General features: G+C 55.0%; 15 protein-coding genes. 5 read left to right on the top strand and 10 right to left on the bottom strand.

The features are described from left to right. Positions 1-177 precede the first annotated feature (177 nt). From USF70_RS03050 to lrp, 8 genes are all read right to left on the bottom strand, one after another. Entirely contained in the window at positions 178-1,041 is an 864-nt protein-coding gene (locus USF70_RS03050) for a dimethyl sulfoxide reductase anchor subunit family protein (RefSeq protein ID WP_033145086.1), read from the bottom strand. 1 nt (position 1,042) lies between these two features. Further along, positions 1,043-1,660, bottom strand: coding sequence for a DMSO/selenate family reductase complex B subunit (locus tag USF70_RS03045; RefSeq protein WP_021240882.1), 618 nt, complete (start codon positions 1,658-1,660; stop codon positions 1,043-1,045). A 10-nt stretch (positions 1,661-1,670) separates the two neighbouring features. Continuing rightward, positions 1,671-4,115: a dimethylsulfoxide reductase subunit A gene (gene dmsA / locus USF70_RS03040; protein WP_033145085.1), complete on the bottom strand. Its 2,445-nt coding sequence runs from the start codon at positions 4,113-4,115 to the stop codon at positions 1,671-1,673. Positions 4,116-4,326: 211 nt separating this feature from the next. Continuing rightward, positions 4,327-5,619 (bottom strand): serine--tRNA ligase, encoded by a 1,293-nt coding sequence (serS, locus tag USF70_RS03035; RefSeq protein WP_008499983.1) that lies wholly within the window; start codon positions 5,617-5,619, stop codon positions 4,327-4,329. Between the two features lie 92 nt (positions 5,620-5,711). After that, complete coding sequence (gene rarA, locus USF70_RS03030; protein WP_033145084.1) at positions 5,712-7,055, bottom strand: replication-associated recombination protein RarA; 1,344 nt, start codon at positions 7,053-7,055, stop codon at positions 5,712-5,714. Positions 7,056-7,064: 9 nt separating this feature from the next. Beyond that, positions 7,065-7,679: an outer membrane lipoprotein chaperone LolA gene (lolA, locus tag USF70_RS03025; RefSeq protein WP_320735257.1), complete on the bottom strand. Its 615-nt coding sequence runs from the start codon at positions 7,677-7,679 to the stop codon at positions 7,065-7,067. A 128-nt stretch (positions 7,680-7,807) separates the two neighbouring features. After that, entirely contained in the window at positions 7,808-11,509 is a 3,702-nt protein-coding gene (locus USF70_RS03020; RefSeq protein ID WP_210867297.1) for a DNA translocase FtsK 4TM domain-containing protein, read from the bottom strand. A gap of 135 nt (positions 11,510-11,644) precedes the next feature. Then, a complete protein-coding gene (gene lrp / locus USF70_RS03015) occupies positions 11,645-12,139 on the bottom strand; it encodes a leucine-responsive transcriptional regulator Lrp (protein WP_000228469.1) in 495 nt (164 codons plus the stop codon). A gap of 544 nt (positions 12,140-12,683) precedes the next feature. Between lrp and trxB the strand changes: the two genes are divergently transcribed. The 5 genes from trxB to infA all read left to right on the top strand — a co-directional run bounded on the left by trxB (position 12,684) and on the right by infA (position 18,507). Then, positions 12,684-13,652 (top strand): thioredoxin-disulfide reductase, encoded by a 969-nt coding sequence (gene trxB, locus USF70_RS03010; protein ID WP_032638969.1) that lies wholly within the window; start codon positions 12,684-12,686, stop codon positions 13,650-13,652. Between the two features lie 114 nt (positions 13,653-13,766). Next, a complete protein-coding gene (cydD, locus tag USF70_RS03005) occupies positions 13,767-15,533 on the top strand; it encodes a heme ABC transporter permease/ATP-binding protein CydD (RefSeq protein WP_232938390.1) in 1,767 nt (588 codons plus the stop codon). Beyond that, positions 15,533-17,254 (top strand): heme ABC transporter ATP-binding protein/permease CydC, encoded by a 1,722-nt coding sequence (cydC, locus tag USF70_RS03000; protein WP_320735256.1) that lies wholly within the window; start codon positions 15,533-15,535, stop codon positions 17,252-17,254. Before cydD ends, cydC begins: the two co-directional genes overlap by 1 nt. Before the next feature lie 45 nt (positions 17,255-17,299). Further along, positions 17,300-18,004: a leucyl/phenylalanyl-tRNA--protein transferase gene (gene aat, locus USF70_RS02995; RefSeq protein WP_048976849.1), complete on the top strand. Its 705-nt coding sequence runs from the start codon at positions 17,300-17,302 to the stop codon at positions 18,002-18,004. A gap of 284 nt (positions 18,005-18,288) precedes the next feature. After that, positions 18,289-18,507 carry a translation initiation factor IF-1 gene (gene infA, locus USF70_RS02990; RefSeq protein ID WP_002211347.1) on the top strand — a complete coding sequence of 73 codons (219 nt, stop codon included), beginning with the start codon at positions 18,289-18,291 and terminating at the stop codon, positions 18,505-18,507. A gap of 170 nt (positions 18,508-18,677) precedes the next feature. On the opposite strand, the gene USF70_RS02985 is transcribed toward infA, so the two are convergent. Both USF70_RS02985 and USF70_RS02980 read right to left on the bottom strand, forming a co-directional pair. Next, positions 18,678-20,204 (bottom strand): aryl-sulfate sulfotransferase, encoded by a 1,527-nt coding sequence (locus USF70_RS02985; RefSeq protein WP_232938392.1) that lies wholly within the window; start codon positions 20,202-20,204, stop codon positions 18,678-18,680. A 22-nt stretch (positions 20,205-20,226) separates the two neighbouring features. Then, positions 20,227-21,780 carry a bifunctional metallophosphatase/5'-nucleotidase gene (locus USF70_RS02980; protein WP_232938393.1) on the bottom strand — a complete coding sequence of 518 codons (1,554 nt, stop codon included), beginning with the start codon at positions 21,778-21,780 and terminating at the stop codon, positions 20,227-20,229. Positions 21,781-21,871: the final 91 nt, after the last annotated feature.

Raw genomic sequence — 21,871 nt, 5'->3', positions numbered from 1 at the left:
CCCTGTCGATTTAAAAAACTTATCCTGCTAATGCCACGCCTGCTATAGATATTAATTATGTGTCTGTTTTTATTTATTAATGAGCGAAATTAAAACAAAACGACAGTCGAAAAATTTCATGATCGAAAAAAGAAAAGCCGGGCACTCAGACCCGGCTTGATATAACTCAATGCAACGTTAACTGGCGATAGCCATACCTACGGTCATATGCAACCCGTAGAACACACCGCGGCCAATCAGTTCACCCGCCAGGACCAGCACAAAGGCCAGTGACAGCAGCGGCAGCGCGGGCTGATAACCTTTGAGCTGAGGAGCAATCCAGAATACCAACGCAGCGACCAGCAGAACGATGCGCCAGGCCATCAGAGAACCGTAGTCCGGCACCAGGGCAGAAGCCTGCTGGATAGAGCTGTGAATGGTTGCCAGTTCGGCACCCTGCATCAGGGCGACCATCGCACTCACCACCAGCGCCAGCAGCGAAACAGCCGGCAGCAAACGCATTGCCCACCCGTCTACGCCCGCCACGCGCAGCAGCAGGTAGCCCAGCAGCGGCCCGCCGATAAACATCGTCAGGAAGAAGCTCATCGGCGTCCAGACGCTGTACCAGGTTGGAACGGTATCGATGGTGTTATAGACGCGCACCATCATCCACACGAACACCACGCCCAGCACCATGGTCACGATCAGCCACAGGCTGCGCAAACCCGCAGGCAACTTCTTCATAGCGGCCAGCAGCCAGCCCAGCCCACCGACGGCAAAGAAAATTGCCCCGCTGGCAATCTCGTTACTGAGGGATGAGGCCCCCACGCGGTTCAGAGAGTTAAACGCGCGCATCGGCGAACCCAGGTGCAGCGTAGAGGCTATAAAGCCAATCCCCATCAGCACCCACAGGCCAAACATGCTCAACACTAAACGCTGCTGCTGTTCGGCATTGAGGTTCCCTTTTAACAGCGCCAGCGCGAGCACAATGAAACCGCCCGCCACGCACTGGCCAAAGACCGTGAAGATCATCAGCGGCCATTCATGCCATCCACTTCCCATCTCACACCTCCTTCGGATTTGCCAGGTAGCCGGTGGTGTCACCTGTAGGACGGCTGTTGGCGTTAGGTTTAATCACAATGCTCGGCTTCGTGAAGTGCGCAGACGGCAGCGGTGCCACTGCGGCAAGCTGACCGTGTTTTTGACGCAGCTCTTCAATCGGGCCGAAGTCCAGCGCGCGCAGCGGACAGGACTCGACGCAAATCGGCTTTTTGCCGTCCGCCACGCGGGTGTGGCAACCGTCGCATTTGGTCATATGACCTTTGGCGGCGTTGTACTGCGGCGCGCCGTACGGGCACGCCATGTGGCAGTATCGGCAGCCGATGCAGACATCTTCGTCCACCACCACAAAACCGTCTTCACGCTTGTGCATCGCCCCACTCGGGCAGACCTTGGTGCAGGCCGGATCTTCACAGTGGTTACAGGCAATCGACAGGTAATACGCAAAGACGTTCTGATGCCAGACGCCGTTATCTTCCTGCCAGTCGCCCCCGGCGTATTCGTAAATACGGCGGAAGCTGACGTCAGGAGTCAGGTCTTTGTAATCTTTACAGGCCAGCTCGCAGGTTTTGCACCCGGTGCAACGGCTGGAATCGATAAAAAATCCATACTGGGTTGTCATCGGCTACTCCTTAAACCTTTTCAACCTGGACAAGGTTTGTGTGGGATGGGTTGCCCTTCGCCAGCGGCGACGGACGCTGCGTGGTCAGCACGTTAATACTGCCCGCCTGGTCGATGCGGTTGGCATCAGGGCTGTACCAGGCCCCTTCCCCCAGCGCCACCACGCCAGGCATCATGCGCGGTGTCACCTTAGCTTCAATGTGCACCTCGCCACGGCCGTTGAAGATACGCACGCGATCGCCATTGCTGATGCCGCGTGCTTTGGCATCCATCGGATTGATCCACATCTCCTGACGGCAGGCGGCCTTGAGTACGTCGACGTTACCGTAGGTGGAGTGCACGCGCGCTTTGTAGTGGAAACCGGTCAGCTGCAGCGGGAATTTCGCCGTCAGCGGATCGTTATAGTTCTCGAAACCTGGCGTGTAGATCGGCAGCGGATCGATAACGTCCCCTTCCGGCAGCTCCCAGGTCGACGCGATTTTTGCCAGCTCTTCGGAGTAGATTTCGATTTTGCCCGACGGCGTGGTCAGCGGGTTCGCCTGCGGGTCTTCACGGAACGCTTTGTACGCCACGTGGTGCCCTTCCGGATCGCGCTGTTTGTACATACCCTGCTTGCGGAAGGTATCGAAATCAGGCAGGTCAGGGACCGCCTTACGGGAGAGTTCATGCAGATGGCGCATCCAACCTTCCTGTGTACGCCCCTCGGTAAACTGCTGCTCAACGCCAAGACGTTTCGCCAGCTCAGAGGTCATCTCATAAATGGTTTTGCACTCGAAGCGCGGTTTAATCGCCTGGTCGGTAAAGATCACGTAGGACATGTTGCCGCAGGAGGCATCCAGCGCGAAATCCATCTGCTCAGAGGCCGTGCAGTCCGGCAGCAGGATATCGGCATATTTCGCCGAGGAGGTCATGTGGCAGTCGATGACCACAATCATCTCGCACTTCTTATCATCCTGCAGGATTTCATGGGTGCGGTTGATTTCGGAGTGCTGGTTGATGAGACAGTTACCGGCATAGTTCCAGATCATCTTGATCGGCACGTCCAGCTTGTCCTTGCCGCGCACACCGTCGCGCAGGGCGGTCATTTCAGGACCACGTTCGATCGCATCGGTCCACATAAACATGGAGATGCTGGTCTGAACCGGGTTATCCAGCGTCGGCATACGTTCAAACGGCACTTCATACGAGCCTTCACGCGCGCCGGTGTTACCGCCGTGAATACCGACGTTGCCGGTCAGAATGGAGAGCATGGAGATGGCACGGGTCGCGATTTCGCCGTTCGCATGGCGCTGCGGTCCCCAGCCCTGGCTGATGTAGGCCGGTTTGGCCGAGCCAATCTCACGCGCCAGCTGAACGATACGCTCGGGCGGAATACCGGTGATGGTGGACGCCCACTCGGGTGTTTTCGCCACGCCGTCGCTGCCCTGCCCGAGAATATAGGCTTTGTAATGACCGTTAGCAGGCGCGCTGGCTGGCAGGGTTTTCTCGTCATAGCCGACGCAGTATTTATCCAGGAAAGGCTGATCGACGAGGTTTTCTGTGATCATTACCCACGCAAGCGCCGAGACCAGCGCTGCATCGGTACCCGGACGGATTGGGATCCACTCATCTTCACGTCCGGCGCCGGTGTCGGTATAGCGCGGATCGATAATGATCATGCGGGCATTGGATTTGGCGCGGGCCTGTTCGAGGTAATAGGTTACCCCGCCGCCGCTCATGCGGGTTTCGCCCGGGTTGTTACCGAACAGGACGACCAACTTACTGTTTTCGATATCGGACGGGCTGTTGCCGTCCGCCCAGCCGCCGTAGGTATAGTTCAGGCCCGCAGCAATCTGCGCCGATGAGTAGTCGCCGTAGTGGTTGAGATAACCGCCGCAACAGTTCATCAGGCGTGCCACCAGCGTTTTACCCGGTGGCCAGGAGCGGGTCAGCGTACCGCCGAGCGTCCCAGTGCCGTAGTTCAGGTAGATGGATTCGTTGCCGTACTCTTTGATAAGGCGCTGCATATTGGTGGCGATAATGTCGTAGGCTTCATCCCAGCTAATCCGCTCGAACTTCCCTTCCCCACGCTTACCGACGCGCTTCATCGGATATTTCAGGCGGTCCGGATTATACACGCGACGACGCATTGAGCGGCCGCGCAAACAGGCACGAACCTGATGTAACCCTTCATAGTTATCGTCCCCGGTATTGTCGGTTTCGACATATTTTATTTCGCCATCCACCACGTGCATACGCAGCGGACAACGGCTACCGCAGTTTACGGTACAGGCACTCCACACCACTTTTTCCGGAGCTGAGGCTGGGGATAGTGCATCAGCCGCTGAGGCCAGTCGGGTAAAAGGAAGCGTGAAGGCGCTGCTGGCTACGGCCAGGCCGCCTATTGCCGTGGTTTTCATCAACCCACGGCGAGTGACCTCGGCAGCCATTAATGCTTCAGGCGCGTTGATTTTCATAGAGACTCACTTTGGTTGCTCACAAAGAAAAGAGTGGCGGCGCAAACCGCTATGTAGTTTTATATACAACGAATTTTTACGTAATCAGCTTTTTATGCTGACTTTCATTCGGAGGAGTATTACTACTTTAGAGGGAGGGGGTATTGCGTCGTGTCAATTCAGAGGCATAAAAAAAGCGCCCAAAGGCGCTTTTTTGTTGTGAGGCAAAGAATTAGCCGATGTACTGCTGGCCTTTCATGTATGGACGCAGCACTTCAGGGATCTCAATACGACCGTCTGCCTGCTGGTAGTTTTCCAGCACGGCAACCAGCGTACGGCCCACAGCCAGACCAGAACCATTCAGGGTATGCACCAGACGGGTTTTCTTGTCAGATTTGCTGCGGCAGCGTGCCTGCATACGACGCGCCTGGAAATCCCAGACGTTAGAGCAGGAGGAGATCTCACGATAGGTGTTCTGAGCAGGCACCCACACTTCCAGATCGAAGGTTTTGCAGGCGCCAAAGCCCATATCACCGGTGCACAGGGCCATACGACGGTACGGCAGGCCCAGCAGCTCCAGCACTTTCTCAGCGTGGCCGGTCATCTCTTCCAGCGCGTCCATGGACTCTTCAGGGCGGACGATCTGCACCATCTCAACTTTGTCGAACTGGTGCATACGGATCAGACCGCGCGTGTCGCGACCGTAAGAACCTGCTTCAGAACGGAAGCACGGTGAATGTGCCGTCAGCTTAATTGGCAGATCGTCTTCATCGATGATCTCATCACGCACGAGGTTAGTCAGCGGCACTTCAGCGGTTGGGATCAGCGCGTAGTTGCTGCTGTCTGCTTCCTCGTCAAGCGGACGGGTATGGAACAGATCGCCGGCAAATTTCGGCAGCTGGCCCGTACCGTACAGCGTATCGTGGTTGACCAGATACGGCACGTAGGTTTCGCTGTAGCCATGCTGCTCGGTGTGCAGATCCAGCATGAACTGCGCCAGCGCGCGGTGCAGATGGGCAATCTGGCCTTTCATCACCACAAAACGGGAGCCGGTCAGCTTAACCGCTGCCGCAAAGTCCAGGCCCGCGTGCATTTCGCCCAGCGTCACATGATCGCGCACTTCGAAGTCAAACTCACGAGGCGTACCCCAGCGTTTCACTTCAACGTTGTCGTTTTCATCTTTGCCGACAGGCACGCTGTCGTCAGGAATATTCGGGATAGCCAGGGCAATATCACGAATCTCGGCCTGAAGAACGTCCAGCTCAGCTTTTGCCTGATCCAGTTCTTCACCCAGTTTGTTCACTTCCAGGCGTAATGGCTCAATATCTTCCCCGCGCGCTTTCGCCTGGCCGATGGATTTCGATCGAGAGTTACGCTCTGCCTGCAGATTTTCAGTTTGTACCTGCAGAACTTTACGACGCTCTTCGAGAGCGCGCAGCTTATCTACATCCAGCTTAAAGCCCCGGCGTGCCAGTTTTTCAGCGACTGCGTCTGGCTCATTACGCAGCAGATTGGGATCGAGCATGCTTATCCTGTGCTTATCGAATTAAAATAGGAAAATGTGACCACAGCCTGCGGCCACAAGGATACATTGCCAACATTACCGCAACGATTGAACTAACGGTAGCGTTTTATAGGGCTATTTTGATCCTGTCCGGCGAGCCAGGTGAGCTTTTCACCAATCTTGCCTTCAAGACCTCTGTTTGTGGGGTGATAATAGCGCGTTTGTGCCATCTCCTGCGGGAAATATTCCTCCCCGGCAGCGTAGGCATTGGGTTCATCATGAGCGTAACGGTACTCCTGCCCATACCCCATCTCTTTCATCAGTTTGGTCGGCGCGTTACGCAGGTGAACCGGCACATCGTAGTCAGGACGTTCACGCGCGTCGGACATCGCCGCTTTAAAGGCGGTATAAACCGCATTGCTTTTCGGCGCGCAGGCCAGATAAACAATCGCCTGCGCAATGGCACGTTCGCCTTCCGCAGGTCCAACGCGGGTGAAGCAGTCCCAGGCCGACAGCGCAACCTGCATGGCGCGAGGATCGGCATTGCCGACATCTTCTGACGCAATCGCCAGACAGCGACGCGCGACATATAAAGGATCGCCGCCCGCAGTGATAATGCGCGCGTACCAGTAAAGCGCCGCATCCGGCGCGCTGCCGCGCACGGACTTATGCAGCGCCGAGATCAGGTCGTAAAAACGGTCGCCTTTGTTATCGAAACGCGCGCTGCGCTCCCCCGCAATCTCGGTGAGCAGTTCCGGTTTCAGCACCCGCTTCCCGGCATCGTCGATTTCGGCCATATCGGCCATCATTTCCAGCGTGTTCAGCGCACGCCGCGCATCACCGTTGACCAGCTCGGCAATCGCACGACGCGTGTCGTCAGGCAGAACGATATCCTGCCCGCCGTAGCCGCGCGCTTTGTCGTCCATCGCCTGGGTGAGAACCTTTTCGATATCCTCGGTGGTCAGCGATTTAAGCAGGTAAACGCGCGCGCGGGAAAGGAGCGCCGAGTTCAGTTCAAACGATGGGTTTTCGGTGGTCGCACCGATGAAGAAGATCGTGCCGTCTTCAATATGCGGCAGGAAGGCATCCTGCTGGCTTTTGTTGAAGCGGTGGACTTCGTCCACGAAGAGGATGGTACGCCGCCCGGCGTTGCGGTTCTGCCGCGCACGCTCGATCGCCTCGCGGATCTCTTTCACGCCGGAGGTGACCGCCGAGATACGTTCAACGTCCGCGTTGGCATAGCGGGCGATAACTTCTGCAAGCGTGGTCTTGCCGGTGCCCGGGGGGCCCCAGAGGATCATGGAGTGAAGATGCCCGGCCTCAATGGCGCGCGGCAATGGCTTACCGGCAGCCAGCAGATGTTGCTGGCCGATGTACTGCGCTAAATTTTCTGGCCGCATACGGGCGGCCAGAGGTTGAAACGCGTTATCTGAAAAATCGAGCGACAGATTGCCCACTCACGCCTCTTACTTATTGCGTTGGTCGTCCACCGTTACGCCCTGCGGCGGGGTAAAGGTGAATTTCGATGCATCAACGGCGCCGTTTTGCTGAGACTTGAGCTGGTAGCTGCTGCGCTGATCGTCCTGCTCAACCGCGCCAAACTGATTAATCGTACCGTTGGTGCTTACGTTAATGGTGAACTGCTTCAGGTTGCCGTTACTGCCTTTCGGCGTCAGGACAAACTCGTCACCCGTCTGTTTAATATTGTACTGCTGCCAGTCGCTGGACTGGTTACGGGCAATCAGCATAAACGGCGTATTGCTGGTGGCATCTTTCAGCCAGGTCGCCGTTGCCTGCTCAACGAACGGGTTGAAGAACCATAAGGTTTTGCCGTCAGAGACCAGGATGCTCTCATCCGGCTGGGTCATGTGCCAGTTGAACAGATTTGGGCGTTTTACCCACAAATCTCCCTGACCTTCCTGCACCGCGTTGCCGCTGCCGTCAGTCACTTTTTGCGTGAAGCTGGCGTGGAAGCTGCTTACTTTATCCAGTCGGCTTTTAAGGTCGCTGGCTGCATCAGCCCAGACGCTGCTGGCGGCAAAACTGGTGAGTAATGCACAGGCGATGGCGATTTTTTTCATTGTTATTCCTTAAAATACGTCTTCCCGATATGGGGTTTCCGTCTTCTATTCTGGACCTGCCCGAAGGCAGGCGACAGAAGAAAATGCTTAATTTTGGCTGATTTACCCTTCTTTGCAATCGCTGAAGGTTAATCAAACGGCGGTGGTGCCAGCACCTCGCGGTTACCGTTATGCCCCTGCTCGCTCACAATACCCTGCGCTTCCATCTGCTCGATGATGCGCGCTGCGCGGTTATAGCCGATGCGGAACTGACGCTGCACGCCAGAGATGGACGCTTTGCGTTTTTCGGTAACGAAGTTAACCGCCTGATCGAATAACGGATCCAGCTCTTCGCCGCCGTCGAAGCCACCGCCGCCGCCTTCGCTTTCCGTGTCGCTGGTAATACCGTCAACGTATTGCGGACGACCGCGCGCTTTCCAGTCCTGCACGACGGCGTGAACTTCCTCATCGCGGACGAACGCACCGTGGACACGCACCGGAGAGGTGGAGTTCGGGCCTGAATAGAGCATGTCACCCATACCCAGCAGCGACTCTGCGCCGCCCTGGTCAAGAATGGTACGGGAGTCAATTTTACTGGATACGGTAAAGGCGATACGCGTCGGGATGTTCGCTTTGATAAGACCAGTGATCACGTCCACGGAAGGACGCTGGGTCGCCAGCACAAGGTGAATACCGGCCGCACGCGCTTTCTGCGCCAGACGGGCAATCAACTCTTCTACTTTCTTACCGACGGTCATCATAAGGTCAGCGAATTCATCGACCAGCACGACGATATAAGGCAGTTTTTCCAGCACCGGATGCTGGGCATCCATGCTGTCACCCGGCTTCCAGTAAGGATCCGGGATCGGACGCCCCATGCGCACAGCCTGGGCAATTTTCTCGTTATAACCGGCCAGGTTACGCACGCCCAACGCAGACATCAGCTTGTAGCGGCGTTCCATCTCGTTGACGCTCCAGCGCAGGGCGTTGGCGGCGTCCTTCATATCGGTGACCACTTCGGTCAGTAAATGTGGGATGCCTTCGTAGACCGACAGTTCGAGCATTTTCGGGTCGATCATAATGAAACGCACATCTTCCGGCTGCGCTTTATAGAGCATGCTGAGGATCATGGCGTTCACACCAACAGACTTACCGGAACCTGTGGTACCCGCTACCAGCAGGTGAGGCATTTTGGCGAGATCCGCGACTACCGGATCGCCAGCGATATCTTTACCCAGCACCACCGTCAGCGGAGATGGGTTATCCCGGAATTTGGTGTTATCCAACACTTCACGCAGGTAGACGGTCTGACGTTTCTTGTTCGGCAGCTCAAGGCCAACGTACGGTTTGCCCGGTATCACTTCCACCACACGTACCGCAACGGTCGAGAGAGAACGCGCCAGGTCGCGGGACAGGTTGGAAATACGCGCGGCTTTAACGCCGGGCGCCAGGTTCAGTTCAAAACGGGTGATCACAGGACCCGGTGAGTAGTTCACCACGTCCGCTTTGATGCGGAAGTCAGCCAGACGCGCTTCAACCAGACGCGCCATCTGCTCCAGCGCGAAGGTATCGACCGGCTCCACTTCTGACGGCGGAGGCGTTAACAGATCCAGCGACGGCAGCGGAGTGCTTGGACGCTGCAGCGGACGGCTGTCACCGTTACGCATCAGCAGCGGGTGAATCAGGCTTTCCTGCGGCTGAGGCGCAGGCTGCTGGAACTGCGGTGGCTGCTGCGGTTGCTGAACAGGTTGATGCGGCTGCGCATACGGCTGCTGAACAGGCTGCTGCGGCTGCGCGTAGGCCTGTGGTGCCGGCTGCTGGCGCACAGGCTCCGCTTCCGGCATCACGCTCGGGGTAAATAAAGGCTCGCTAGGGCCATCATCCACCAGATCCTTCATCGGCGAGAATTCAAAATCAGACAGCGAGAACGGATTTGCACCAGCCGGTTGTTCACCTGAATAGCGCTGCTGCTGGGTGGCGGCAAACTGGCGCGCCAGTTCTGCTTCAGCCGCGTCCTCTTCGTCTTCCAGCATAGGTTCATCGTGCTGGTATTCATTACCGTAGCGCTGATTCTGCTGCGCGGCGAACTGACGGGCCAGCTCGTCCTGCTGCATTTCATCGGCGTCATCTTCGTACTCAGGCTCGCGCGCTTTCTCTTCCGCCATACGCTGGGAAGGCAGCTTGATGCCATAAGAGGCAAGCTCACGGCGGGTTGGAACGCGAACGCGGTTAGGGCGAGGCAGTTGCGGACCAATCCCCTCCTTCACCTGAGGACGTGGCGCGCCTCCTGTTGCCAGGCTAAAGACAGGTGCAGCCACGGCAGCGGCCGCGGTAGCCTGCTTCACGCTTTCCGCTACGGGTGCGACTGCAGGCGTCGGGTCGATCGGTGGAACGGAAACAGAAGGCGCTTTCGTCACCGGCTCCTGCACCGGTTCAGGCACAGGCTGGTACCAGGCCGCCAGCTGCTCGCGTTCACGCGCACGACGCTCTTCAACTTCTTCAAAATAGTACATTGGTGGACGAGAGGGTTTTACCTCTTCCACGATTTCAGGTTCAGGCTGCGGCTCTACATAAGGCTGCACAGGTTCAACCGGTTCAGGCACATACTCCTGATAAGGTTGGGCCACAGGCTGTTCATAGTGCGGGGACTCTTGCGGTTCATACGCAGGCTGCGGCGGCTGATATGGCTGCTGCCACTGCTCCTGCTGCACAGGGATGTAGCTTTCAGGTTCAGGCGCGATAACCGGCTCCGGCGTGTGAACGCCTGGCGCAGTCTGCCAGTCAACCTGAGGCTGCTGAATAACGGATTCCGGCGGCGAAACCGGCGCGGATGGCATCACGGCGTCGACAGGCGCGGCATACGCCTGCGCAGCGGTCGTCGCGGCTGCGGCGGCTGCAACCGGCTCGGTAACCGAATGGCCATTTAACAGCGGATCGTATTCGTCGAAGTCACCCGGAGTGGCCCGGCTGCCGGAGAAGAGCACATCGTCAGGATCGACGGCGACACCCGCAGCGCGATACGCCACCTGCTCGTCTTCATCCATGCGTTTACCGGAGAAGAGCGCCGCATCGGTTTTACGACCCAGCGGGTTGGCAAATTTCTCTGCAACACGCTGACGACGCGCCAGCGCGCCGCGCAAAATACGCGCACGACGAGACTCGCGACGCTGCACAGGCGCGTCATCTTCCTCTTCATCTTCGTATTCGTCTTCATCAACCCACGTATCGTCACGGCGGGTACGGTTGCTGGCGAAAGTCAGAATGGTGAGGATAAAACTTCCGATCTTCTCAGCAATGCTCACCCAGGACCAGCCGGTAAACAACGTCAGCCCGGCCGCCCAGATGCAGAGCAGCGCCAGCGTGCCGCCGCTGCTGTGCAGCATCGGCTGCAGCGCAGAACTGAGTAAACTGCCGATCACTCCGCCAGAGGCGAAGTACCAGATATCATCCGCATTGATTGCCGCCAGCCCGCACGAGGTGAGGATCAGCGCCAGCGCGCCAATCAGGCGCAGCGACACGGCAAAATAGTCGATGTAATCATCGTTCTGACGATGACGCCACGCAAACCAGCATCCGCCAATGATAATGACGGGAAGGGTGTAGGCCATCACACCGAAAATGAAGAACAGCGTGTCCGCAAGCCAGGCACCGGGGACACCGCCTAAATTATGGATAGGCTCATGCCATGCAGTTTGTGACCAGCTGGGATCTGAGGGGTTGAAACTGAGTAAGGCTGCCATCAGCCAGACGGCAAAAAGGGCAATAACAATCAGCAAAGCCTCGAGGAGACGACGTCCGCTGCTTAGCTTCGATAGTGTGACTTCTTTGTCTTCAGTGTATTCCTGGCTCAAAAAAGGCTCTCCAGGTATCAGGCATATCCTGCCTTTTTGCTAAAACGGACAACAGCGCCGGGACTCCCCGGCACTGTTGCTGTATGGATTAACAGGAGTGTAATCAAACTACGCTGATTTTGCACCTGTTCCGTGTTAGCGCGTCTTAATAACCAGACGATTGCTCTGTTTGACCTCTTCCATCACCACATATGTACGGGTGTCGTTCACGCCTGGCAGACGCAGCAGGGTTTCCCCCAGCAGCTTACGGTAGGCGGACATATCAGGCACACGGGTTTTCAACAGGTAGTCGAAATCACCGGATACCAGATGACACTCTTGAATTTCTTCAAGTTTTTGTACAGCGGCGTTAAATTGCTCAAACACATCCGGCGCACCACGATTCAGAGTAATCTCAACAAATACCAGAAGTGAGGCATCCAGATAATGCGGGTTCAGCAGAGCAGTATAGCCCTGAATGAAACCCTGTCTTTCCAGTCGGCGCACACGCTCAAGGCACGGCGTCGGGGAAAGTCCCACACGTTTTGAAAGCTCGACGTTGGAAATACGCCCATCCTTTTGCAATTCATTAAGAATGTTACGATCGATACGGTCGAGATCTTTGCCAGGGCGCTTCTTGCTATCTACCATTATTATTGTCTCTCTGTATTCCTTCCCTACTCCTGCCTGGACCCTGTGCACATCACTGTTCAGAGCCTGTACCCGTTAGTCATCACATCGCCTGGTTTTGTATTAGACGCGATGCGGATTCGGGTTCTGTTGGTAAGAAGACCGTTGCCCGAAGGCAGTCACCGACATCACGTATGGCGTCTGTCCACGCCATGCGTAGATTTCACTGACCCGGTAAAAATGGCATTTACGTGCATGCCTATGCGGCATACGGTTAACGCGGTTTTTTTTCTTCCTTGAATGTTTTCGCAAAAGCGCAGGGGATTGTCAAAGCAAAACATCGTTTTTTAGTACAACATGCCGGATATTCATTACGGCAGGGTATTAATCCTCATTTTATTGCCTTACAAACGACCGGTTTTCAGGCGAAAGCGTGATGTTATAGCGCCTCATTCATCGCTCGTGGCTATTACACAGATTGATATCAAAATTGCTGCGCTCTTTTTTTACGACAACAAATTCCCTACAATCCAGCCAAATGTCTGCCAACAACAATGGGGATCTCATGGGCACGGCCAAACACAGTAAGCTGCTAATCCTTGGTTCTGGACCTGCGGGATATACCGCAGCGGTCTATGCTGCACGCGCTAACCTGCACCCGGTACTCATCACCGGCATGGAAAAAGGCGGTCAGCTGACCACCACCACCGAAGTGGAAAATTGGCCAGGGGACCCGAACGACCTGACCGGGCCGCTGCTGATGGAACGTATGCACGAGCATGCCGCTAAATTCGAAACTGAAATTCTGTTCGACCACATCAATAAGGTCGATCTGCAGAACCGTCCGTTCCGCCTGACGGGCGACAGCGGCGAATACACCTGTGACGCGCTGATCATCGCCACCGGCGCCTCTGCCCGTTACCTCGGTCTGCCATCTGAAGAAGCGTTCAAAGGCCGCGGCGTCTCTGCCTGCGCAACCTGTGACGGTTTCTTCTACCGTAATCAGAAAGTCGCGGTCATCGGCGGCGGCAACACCGCAGTGGAAGAAGCGCTCTACCTGGCGAACATTGCCTCTGAAGTGCACCTGATCCACCGTCGCGAAACCTTCCGCGCGGAGAAGATCCTGATCAAACGTCTGATGGATAAAGTGGCCAGCGGCAACATCGTGCTGCACACCAACCGTACCCTGGAAGAGGTGACGGGCGACCAGATGGGCGTTGCCGGTCTGCGCATTCGTGATACCCAGAACACCGATAACGTCGAAACGCTTGAAGTGGCGGGCCTGTTCGTGGCGATCGGTCACAGCCCGAACACCGCGATCTTCGACGGTCAGCTGGAGCTGGAAAACGGCTACATCAAAGTGCAGTCCGGCATTCACGGTAACGCGACCCAGACCAGCATCCCGGGCGTGTTCGCGGCTGGCGACGTAATGGACCATATTTATCGTCAGGCGATCACCTCTGCGGGCACCGGCTGTATGGCCGCGCTGGACGCTGAACGCTACCTCGATGGACTGGCTGAACAAGGTAAATAATCTTTACAAGTCAGTAACAAACGTAAATAAAGGCGGCGATAAGTCGCCTTTATTGTCTCCCCGTTGTAACATTGCGCTGCCCAATTTCTAATAACGTCACCTGCAAAGTACGCAATGGAAAAAACCCGTCAACAAGAGTTAACACGCTGGCTGAAACAGCAAAGCGTTATTTCCCGCCGCTGGCTTACGATTTCCCGTCTCCTGGGGTTCGTTAGCGGTCTGTTGATTGTTGCCCAGGCATGGCTGCTGGCCCGCATTCTTAATCACATGATCCTGGAGAACATCCCGCGCGAAGCGCTGTTGCTGCCTTTTATTGTCCTGATCCTGATTTTTATCCTGCGCGCCTGGGTGGTGTGGCTGCGTGAGCGCGTCGGTTTTCACGCCGGACAGCACATCCGCTACGAGATCCGCCGCCAGGTGCTCGATCGTCTTCAGGAAGCCGGGCCCGCGTGGATCCAGGGTAAACCTGCCGGTAGCTGGGCGACGCTGATCCTTGAGCAGATTGACGATATGCACGACTACTATGCGCGCTATCTGCCGCAGATGGCCCTTGCCGTCTTCGTTCCGCTGCTGATCGTGATCGCCATCTTCCCGGTGAACTGGATGGCTGCGCTGATTCTGATGGGCACCGCCCCGCTGATCCCGCTGTTTATGGCGCTGGTCGGCATGGGGGCAGCGGATGCCAACCGCCGTAACTTCCTGGCACTGGGTCGCCTGAGCGGTCATTTCCTCGATCGTCTTCGAGGCATGGAGACGTTACGCATTTTTGGCCGCGGTGAAGCAGAAACCGAAAACATTCGCCAGGCATCGCAGGACTTCCGTCAGCGCACCATGGAAGTGTTACGCCTTGCCTTCTTGTCCTCCGGTGTACTGGAGTTCTTTACCTCGCTGTCGATTGCCCTCGTGGCGGTCTACTTCGGCTTCTCCTATCTCGGCGCGCTGGATTTCGGCCATTACGGCACGGCGGTAACCCTTTCTGCCGGCTTCCTGGCGCTGATCCTGGCTCCGGAATTTTTCCAGCCGCTTCGCGATCTGGGAACCTTCTATCACGCCAAAGCGCAGGCAGTTGGCGCAGCCGATAGTCTGAAAACGTTCCTGGAAACGCCGCTGGCACACCCGGAGCGGGGTGACGTGACGCTGAATGCTAAAGACCCCGTGACGATTGAAGCGCAGGACTTTTCTATTCTATCACCCGAAGGCAAAGTGCTCGCGGGTCCGCTGAACTTTACCTTACCTGCCGGACAACGGGTGGTGCTCGTCGGCACCAGCGGTTCCGGTAAAAGTTCTCTGCTGAATGCGCTATCCGGCTTTATGGCCTACACGGGTTCACTGCGGATCAACAAAACCGAACTGCGCAACCTCGATCCAGACGCCTGGCGTAAACAGCTTAGCTGGGTGGGCCAAAACCCACAGCTTCCAGCCTCAACGCTGCGCGAAAACGTCCTGCTGGCGCGCCCGGACGCGCGTGAAGATGAACTGCAGTCGGTGCTCGACCGCGCCTGGGTCAGCGAGTTTCTGCCGCTGCTTCCGCAGGGGGTAGATACCGTGGTCGGCGATCAGTCCGCCGGGCTGTCGGTCGGACAGGCGCAGCGCGTGGCCGTTGCCCGCGCGTTGTTGAATCCTTGTCAGCTGATGCTGCTGGATGAGCCCGCCGCCAGCCTGGACGCGCACAGCGAACAGCGCGTGATGGAGGCCCTGAACGCCGCCTCCCGGCAGCAAACCACCCTGATGGTTACCCACCAGCTGGAGGGGATTGCCGACTGGGACCAGATCTGGGTCATGGAGGACGGCCGTATTGTTGAGCAAGGCGATTACGCCTCTCTCGTTGCCGCCCAGGGACCGTTTGCCGCCCTGCTGGCGAACCGTCAGGAGGACATCTGATGCGTGCTCTGCTGCCTTATCTTGCGCTCTATAAACGCCACAAATGGATGCTGACGCTGGGGATTGTGCTGGCGATTGTCACGCTGCTCGCCAGCATTGGCCTGCTCACGCTTTCCGGCTGGTTCCTGTCGGCCTCGGCCGTCGCGGGCTTTGCCGGTTTATACAGCTTCAACTATATGCTCCCGGCTGCCGGTGTTCGCGGTACCGCCATCACCCGTACAGCCGGGCGCTATTTCGAACGTCTTGTCAGCCACGACGCCACTTTCCGCGTGCTGCAGCACCTGCGCATCTACACCTTTAGCAAACTGCTGCCCCTCTCCCCTGCCGGGCTGGCGCGTTTTCGTCAGGGTGAGTTACTTAACCGTGTCGTTGCGGATGTCGACACGCTGGATCACCTTTACCTGCGCGTGATTTCCCCGATCGTGGGCGCGTTTGTGGTGATTGTGGTGGTCACGCTGGGGCTGTCTGTTCTGGATGTTTCCGTTGCGCTGACGCTGGGCGGGATCATGCTGCTGACGCTCATCATTCTGCCGCCGCTGTTTTACCGCGCCGGGAAATCCACCGGGGAAAACCTGACGCGCCTGCGCGGAGACTACCGCCAGCAGCTCACCTCCTGGCTTCAGGGGCAGGCAGAGCTGACGATATTTGGCGCCAGCAAGCGCTATCGCGCCCGCATGGAAAGTACGGAGCTTAACTGGCATGAGGCCCAGCGCCGCCAGTCGGAGCTGACGGCCTTCTCTCAGGCGCTGATGATGTTAATCGGCGGCGTGGCGGTGATTGCCATGCTGTGGCTGGCTTCCAGCGATGTCGGGGGGAATTCACAGCCGGGTCCTCTTATTGCCCTTTTCGTCTTCTGCGCGCTGGCGGCGTTTGAGGCGCTGGCCCCGGTAACGGGCGCCTTCCAGCATCTGGGCCAGGTGATCGCCTCTGCCCTGCGCATCACGCAGATTGCCGAGCAGGAGCCTGAAGTCACGTTCAGTGCCGGGCAGACCGCGGTACAAGAGCAGGTTGCGCTGACGCTTGAAGATGTCACCTTCGCCTATGACAAACAGGCGCTGAACGCGCTGGACGGTATCAACCTTTCTGTTAATGCAGGACAGCGGATGGCGATCCTCGGCCGTACCGGCTGCGGTAAATCGACGCTGCTGCAGTTGCTGACCCGCGCCTGGGATCCGCAGCGCGGCCAGATTCGTTTTAATAACACGTTGCTGACTGATTTTAGCGAGCAGGCCCTGCGCAAGACGGTGAGCGTCGTTCCGCAGCGCGTGCATCTGTTTAGCGCCACACTGCGCGATAACCTGCTGCTGGCCGCGCCAGAGGCCTCTGATGATGCGCTTCGCGCCGTGCTGGAGCAGGTCGGACTGCAAAAACTGCTTGAGGACGACGGGCTAAACAGCTGGCTGGGCGAAGGCGGCCGTCAGCTGTCCGGCGGTGAACTGCGCCGTCTGGCCATTGCGCGCGCGCTGCTGCACGATGCGCCGCTGATGCTGCTCGACGAACCCACCGAGGGGCTGGATGCCACCACCGAGAGCCAAATCCTTGATTTACTGGCAAATGTTATGACCGGCAAAACCGTGCTGATGGTCACACACCGCCTGCGCGGACTGGCGAGTTTTGATCGGATAATTGTGATGGACAACGGACACATTATTGAGCAAGGTAGTCACGCAGAGCTGTTGGCGAAACAGGGTCGCTACTACCAGTTTAAACAGCGTCTGTAGACTATATTTGTAGCGTCCTTACTCGCGTACTGGAGTTTTGCTGTCATGCGCCTGGTCCAGCTTTCTCGTCATAACATCGCGTTCCCTTCTCCGGAAGGGGCGCTGCGTGAGCCCAACGGGCTGCTGGCCCTTGGTGGTGACCTCAGTCCCGCACGGCTTTTGATGGCGTACCAGCGCGGTATATTTCCCTGGTTTTCCCCCGGCGATCCGATTTTATGGTGGTCCCCCGATCCGCGTGCCGTGCTGTGGCCAGCGCAGTTTCACGCGAGCCGCAGCATGAAGCGTTTCCATGCGAAATCACCCTACCGCGTCACCCTCAACCACGCCTTTGGTCAGGTCATTGAAGGCTGCGCTGAAGACCGCTATGAAGGGACATGGATAACCCGCGATATCATTACTGCCTACCACCAGCTCCATGAGCTTGGCTACGCCCACTCCATCGAGGTGTGGGAAGGCGGAGCACTCGTCGGCGGCATGTACGGCGTGGCGCAAGGCACGCTATTTTGCGGCGAGTCGATGTTCTCTCGTGCGGTTAACGCCTCGAAAACCGCACTGCTGGTCTTCTGCGAGGCGTTTGCCCAGCGCGGCGGACGCCTGATCGATTGTCAGGTGCTCAACGAGCACACGGCCTCGCTGGGTGCTGTTGAAATCCCGCGACGCCAGTACATCGAACATCTCGATACCAGCCGTCAGGAGAAGCTCCCGCGCGACTTCTGGATACCGAGAACGCTCTTTATGCCCAATGCCTAAATGTTTTCCGCATATTTTTTGTGAGGGTGTTATAATTATGCCGCAGAGTAGCTTCTGCCTGTTGCCCCGCCGCCGTTTGGGACCCTCGCTTCAGATAACGTCCTGACGTTTATCCTGTTGTCTCCCCTTTACGAATGCGCTTCCTGTTCGGTTGTACCGTGACGCTTGGGCAATGCGCCGAAACTGTTTTGCTGCGTTTTAATCGCGCAATTCTTTACTTAATTGATGAATTTCGGCATTATCTTGCCGGTTCAAAACTTGGTAGTGATACCCCAGAGGATTAGATGGCCAAAGAAGACAATATTGAAATGCAGGGTACCGTACTTGATACGTTGCCTAATACCATGTTTCGCGTAGAGCTGGAAAACGGTCACGTGGTAACTGCGCACATCTCCGGTAAAATGCGCAAAAACTACATCCGCATTTTGACGGGCGACAAAGTGACTGTTGAACTGACCCCGTACGACCTGAGCAAAGGCCGCATTGTCTTCCGTAGTCGCTAATTGTTTTCGCCTGTAATGGCAGATGAATATTAATTAAGGCCGGGATTTTCCCGGCCTTACTTTTTTGTGCTGCAGGCTATTATTTGAACAATTATTTGTCCGTTCGATTCAGCGTCAGGGCTGTCTGTTCGACAGCAATGCCCTTTTAATGGCTGTGTCTGGCTATGCTATCAGCCGTTTGCCACCTGATAACCTATATTTATCAAAGCATCAAGCTCGTCTTTTGCAAACAACCTTGCCCGGTAGCATTCACCAGAGAACTCTGGATAGCCATCCATCGAGCAAATCAGATCGTAGATTGTGGCAATAATATGGCCAGTTGCATCGCTGATAAAGAAAGAGCGTGCGTGGTTGGTGTAGATGCCATAGTAGTCACCATAATCTATTGCTGCCCCCATAAAATCAGTGACCTGAGGAACACGATCGGAGGGTAACTGGATAATGCTACCTGCCTGGGTTGCTGTATTGGCGACGAGATCAACAGCATAGAACATGACTCTCGCAGGATCGGTTTTGTAAGAATCAGTCGTTGAATCACGTGTAATATCTCGAGTAACCGCATTGCCTTCATTATCAACGCAGGAGCGATTATCAAAGAGCGAAAGAACAAATTTTCCTTCAGTCTCATTGCTTAACCCAGCAAAAGCGCTATTTTTAGTGACGAATACGGTATGAGCGCCATTTTCAAAACTCTCAATACCGGAAGTATCTATCTGCGTAACGCCCTGTCCTGCTGCGAAATTACTGTTAAATCCCCCGGTATTAATACTCCATAATATCTTGCCGTCGGCAGGAGAAATACCAAACGTCAGGCCTGCGGAGCGACTATGGACAACAATCGCTTCAGCATTTGCCTCGCCTGCGGGGATCCAGGAAAGCGAGTTAAGGTGAGCATCGTTTGTGGGGCTATTATTCAGGATCTGAGTATTATCAAATGCACGGGTATAATTTTTTGCCCACAGCATCACGCCTGTCTTTTCATCAAATTTTAAAATTGATGCGTCCTGTCTCATCGTGTTGGTCGAACGGTCCGGGTTATCATTACCAATCATGAAAAGATTATCGGCGGAATCCCAAATCAGATCGTGTGTGTTAGCATAGCGGTTACCATCGCGGTCACGTAAATCAAACTCCAGAATCTCGTTGCCCAAAATATCGATTTTGAAAAAGCGTCGCCCATACCAGTGTTCATCTTCATCACTGCCGATATAGAAATAACCATTATGCGTTTTTAGCATCTGATTACGGTAGGGCTGAGCATAATAGCAGCGAAGATCGCCGTTCCGGTCGTAGCCATCACAATTGGTAGTCATTAACCAACTGTTTCCCCATACGGTCGTGAAGTTAGCGGGATCCGTTTGCTCAATATCGATATGGAAAATCGTCCCATCGCGGTAGAGTTGTTGCTGTGTGCTTACCTGGATGGTTTGATTAAAAACTTCCACTCCGCTAAGGTTTTTAAAGACAACCTGCACCTGGTTAAGGTAGTTTGCATACAGCCCAATAACCGGAATTTTTATCTCAGGTAAAGAGACAATGTCATTTGAAGAATACGTAAAGTCTAAACTTGTCGTGCTAGTCGATCTTCCCAGTACCGTATAGGAATATGTTATCGCCTCATCAATTATAAACTTCAGATAGACCGCAAGCTGGTTGTTAGCAGGGGCGAGTTCCATTCCAAGATAGGTAATTGCCATATTATTCACCTGTTGTTAATTATTACTGTGTAACTTCTTTTACTCGCATCTCATTCACCTGTTGGGGAATGATCTTATTTCCTTTCACCAGATAATCAATAACCGCATTGGAAAGGTTATATCCACCTTTTACCTGTTTGTTCTGACCATCAATGAATGCAGTAAAGCCATCGCCACCAGGAGCAAGGAAACTATTTGTCGCTACGCGATAGGTTTCAGAGTCTACAATTGGCTTGCCATTAAGCGTAAGTAGCACAACGCGTTGCCCGACAGGTTTATGTTGGTCGTAGCGCATTTCCAGTCCTTTCGACATCTGCAAAACACCGTTAGTGAGTGACGCACTGTGCTCCATAAGATTTCGTAAGGATTTCCCATTCAAATCCATTACGGTAAGCTCATTTGGAAACGGGAACGCGCTAATAACATCGCCGAGGGTTATCGGACCGGCATTCAAATCAGCACGCAGACCACCTGAATTAGTGAGCGCCAGTTGCGCATCAGGCGCAGCAGCAAGCATTGCATCGGTAAATAAATTGCCCAGCGAAGATGATTCCCCGTAGGCGCGCGTAAGCGTAACAGGCGTCTCTCCAACTTTTTGGCGAACCGTTTCGGAGAGCTTTTTATTCCAGCTATCAATAACACTCTGAGTTGCCGGATCGGGTTTCCATTCATCAGCGTAAAGGGTTTTAAGTTCGAAGCTTTTTATTTTGTTGTGATGTTTTTTTAGATCCACATCCAGGACCAGTTTACCAATATCAATCCCACCGCTGTCAGTCGAAAGCACCAGCGTGTTACCTACTTTAAGCGGCTCCGGTGTTCCAACATGCGCATGTCCGGTAATCAGAATATCCAGTCCTTTCACCTGCTTCGCCGTCTGGATATCCTTATCAAGGGCGCGTTTGACATCAGTATTGCCGATACTGGACTGGCGTGCAGGGAAACCTTCATGCATGAGTGCAACGGTTATATCTACTTTTCCACGTAGTTCATCCAGATAACGCTGGAGATATTTCACCTCGTCACGCGCTTCAATGCCCTGACGCATTGACGATGAAACGGTATCATCAAAAGCGAATACGCCATGCAACCCAATGACCCCAATTTTAATGCCATCCTTTTCAAGGATTGTATACGGCTTATTCCAGAAAAGGACATTACTATTTTTATAAAACACGTTACCTAACAGTATCGGGAATTTAGCCTGACTGAGCTGTATCAGCGTATTATCCCATCCATGGTCGAACTCATGATTGCCGACAGACGCAGCATCAAATGACATTGTATTCATAATATCTATGATTGCCCGCCCTTTTGTCAGGCTGCTAATGTACGGACCGGTAAAGTAATCTCCAGCATCGAAATAAAAAGTAGCCTTATTCTTTTGCTTTTCTTGCTTGACGTAAGTCGCAATATTTGCGAAGCCACCGACAGCTCTTTTACCTTCTGCAACATAAGGGAGTTTATAGGGCTCAACATGTGCATGCAGGTCATTGGTATAAATGACGGTAACGTCCTGCGCTGGACTTAGCGAAGCATATCCCGATAGTAATAAAACCGCGATTACTGTTTTTTTCATTTTTAAACTCTCGAATTAAAGAAAGAATTTCATTATCGATTAGCAAAAAACAGATTTTGTGAACCTTCTCACGACATATGGAAAAGGGAGA

It is taken from the genome of Enterobacter sp. 237C8, assembly GCF_034106865.1.
Taxonomy (GTDB): domain Bacteria; phylum Pseudomonadota; class Gammaproteobacteria; order Enterobacterales; family Enterobacteriaceae; genus Enterobacter; species Enterobacter asburiae_B.
The sequence above is the reverse complement of the archived record's forward strand: the minus strand, read 5'-3'. Positions and strand labels throughout refer to the sequence as shown.

What these genes read in the sequence shown, in the direction of transcription:
- cydD (WP_232938390.1), top strand. Translation starts at nt 13,767, where the DNA reads ATGGAAAAAACCCGTCAACAAGAGTTAACACGCTGGCTGAAACAGCAA.
- trxB (WP_032638969.1), top strand. Translation starts at nt 12,684, where the DNA reads ATGGGCACGGCCAAACACAGTAAGCTGCTAATCCTTGGTTCTGGACCT.
- USF70_RS03050 (WP_033145086.1), bottom strand. Translation starts at nt 1,041, where the DNA reads ATGGGAAGTGGATGGCATGAATGGCCGCTGATGATCTTCACGGTCTTT.
- infA (WP_002211347.1), top strand. Translation starts at nt 18,289, where the DNA reads ATGGCCAAAGAAGACAATATTGAAATGCAGGGTACCGTACTTGATACG.
- lrp (WP_000228469.1), bottom strand. Translation starts at nt 12,139, where the DNA reads ATGGTAGATAGCAAGAAGCGCCCTGGCAAAGATCTCGACCGTATCGAT.
- dmsA (WP_033145085.1), bottom strand. Translation starts at nt 4,115, where the DNA reads ATGAAAATCAACGCGCCTGAAGCATTAATGGCTGCCGAGGTCACTCGC.
- aat (WP_048976849.1), top strand. Translation starts at nt 17,300, where the DNA reads ATGCGCCTGGTCCAGCTTTCTCGTCATAACATCGCGTTCCCTTCTCCG.
- lolA (WP_320735257.1), bottom strand. Translation starts at nt 7,679, where the DNA reads ATGAAAAAAATCGCCATCGCCTGTGCATTACTCACCAGTTTTGCCGCC.
- USF70_RS03045 (WP_021240882.1), bottom strand. Translation starts at nt 1,660, where the DNA reads ATGACAACCCAGTATGGATTTTTTATCGATTCCAGCCGTTGCACCGGG.
- USF70_RS02980 (WP_232938393.1), bottom strand. Translation starts at nt 21,780, where the DNA reads ATGAAAAAAACAGTAATCGCGGTTTTATTACTATCGGGATATGCTTCG.
- serS (WP_008499983.1), bottom strand. Translation starts at nt 5,619, where the DNA reads ATGCTCGATCCCAATCTGCTGCGTAATGAGCCAGACGCAGTCGCTGAA.
- cydC (WP_320735256.1), top strand. Translation starts at nt 15,533, where the DNA reads ATGCGTGCTCTGCTGCCTTATCTTGCGCTCTATAAACGCCACAAATGG.
- USF70_RS02985 (WP_232938392.1), bottom strand. Translation starts at nt 20,204, where the DNA reads ATGGCAATTACCTATCTTGGAATGGAACTCGCCCCTGCTAACAACCAG.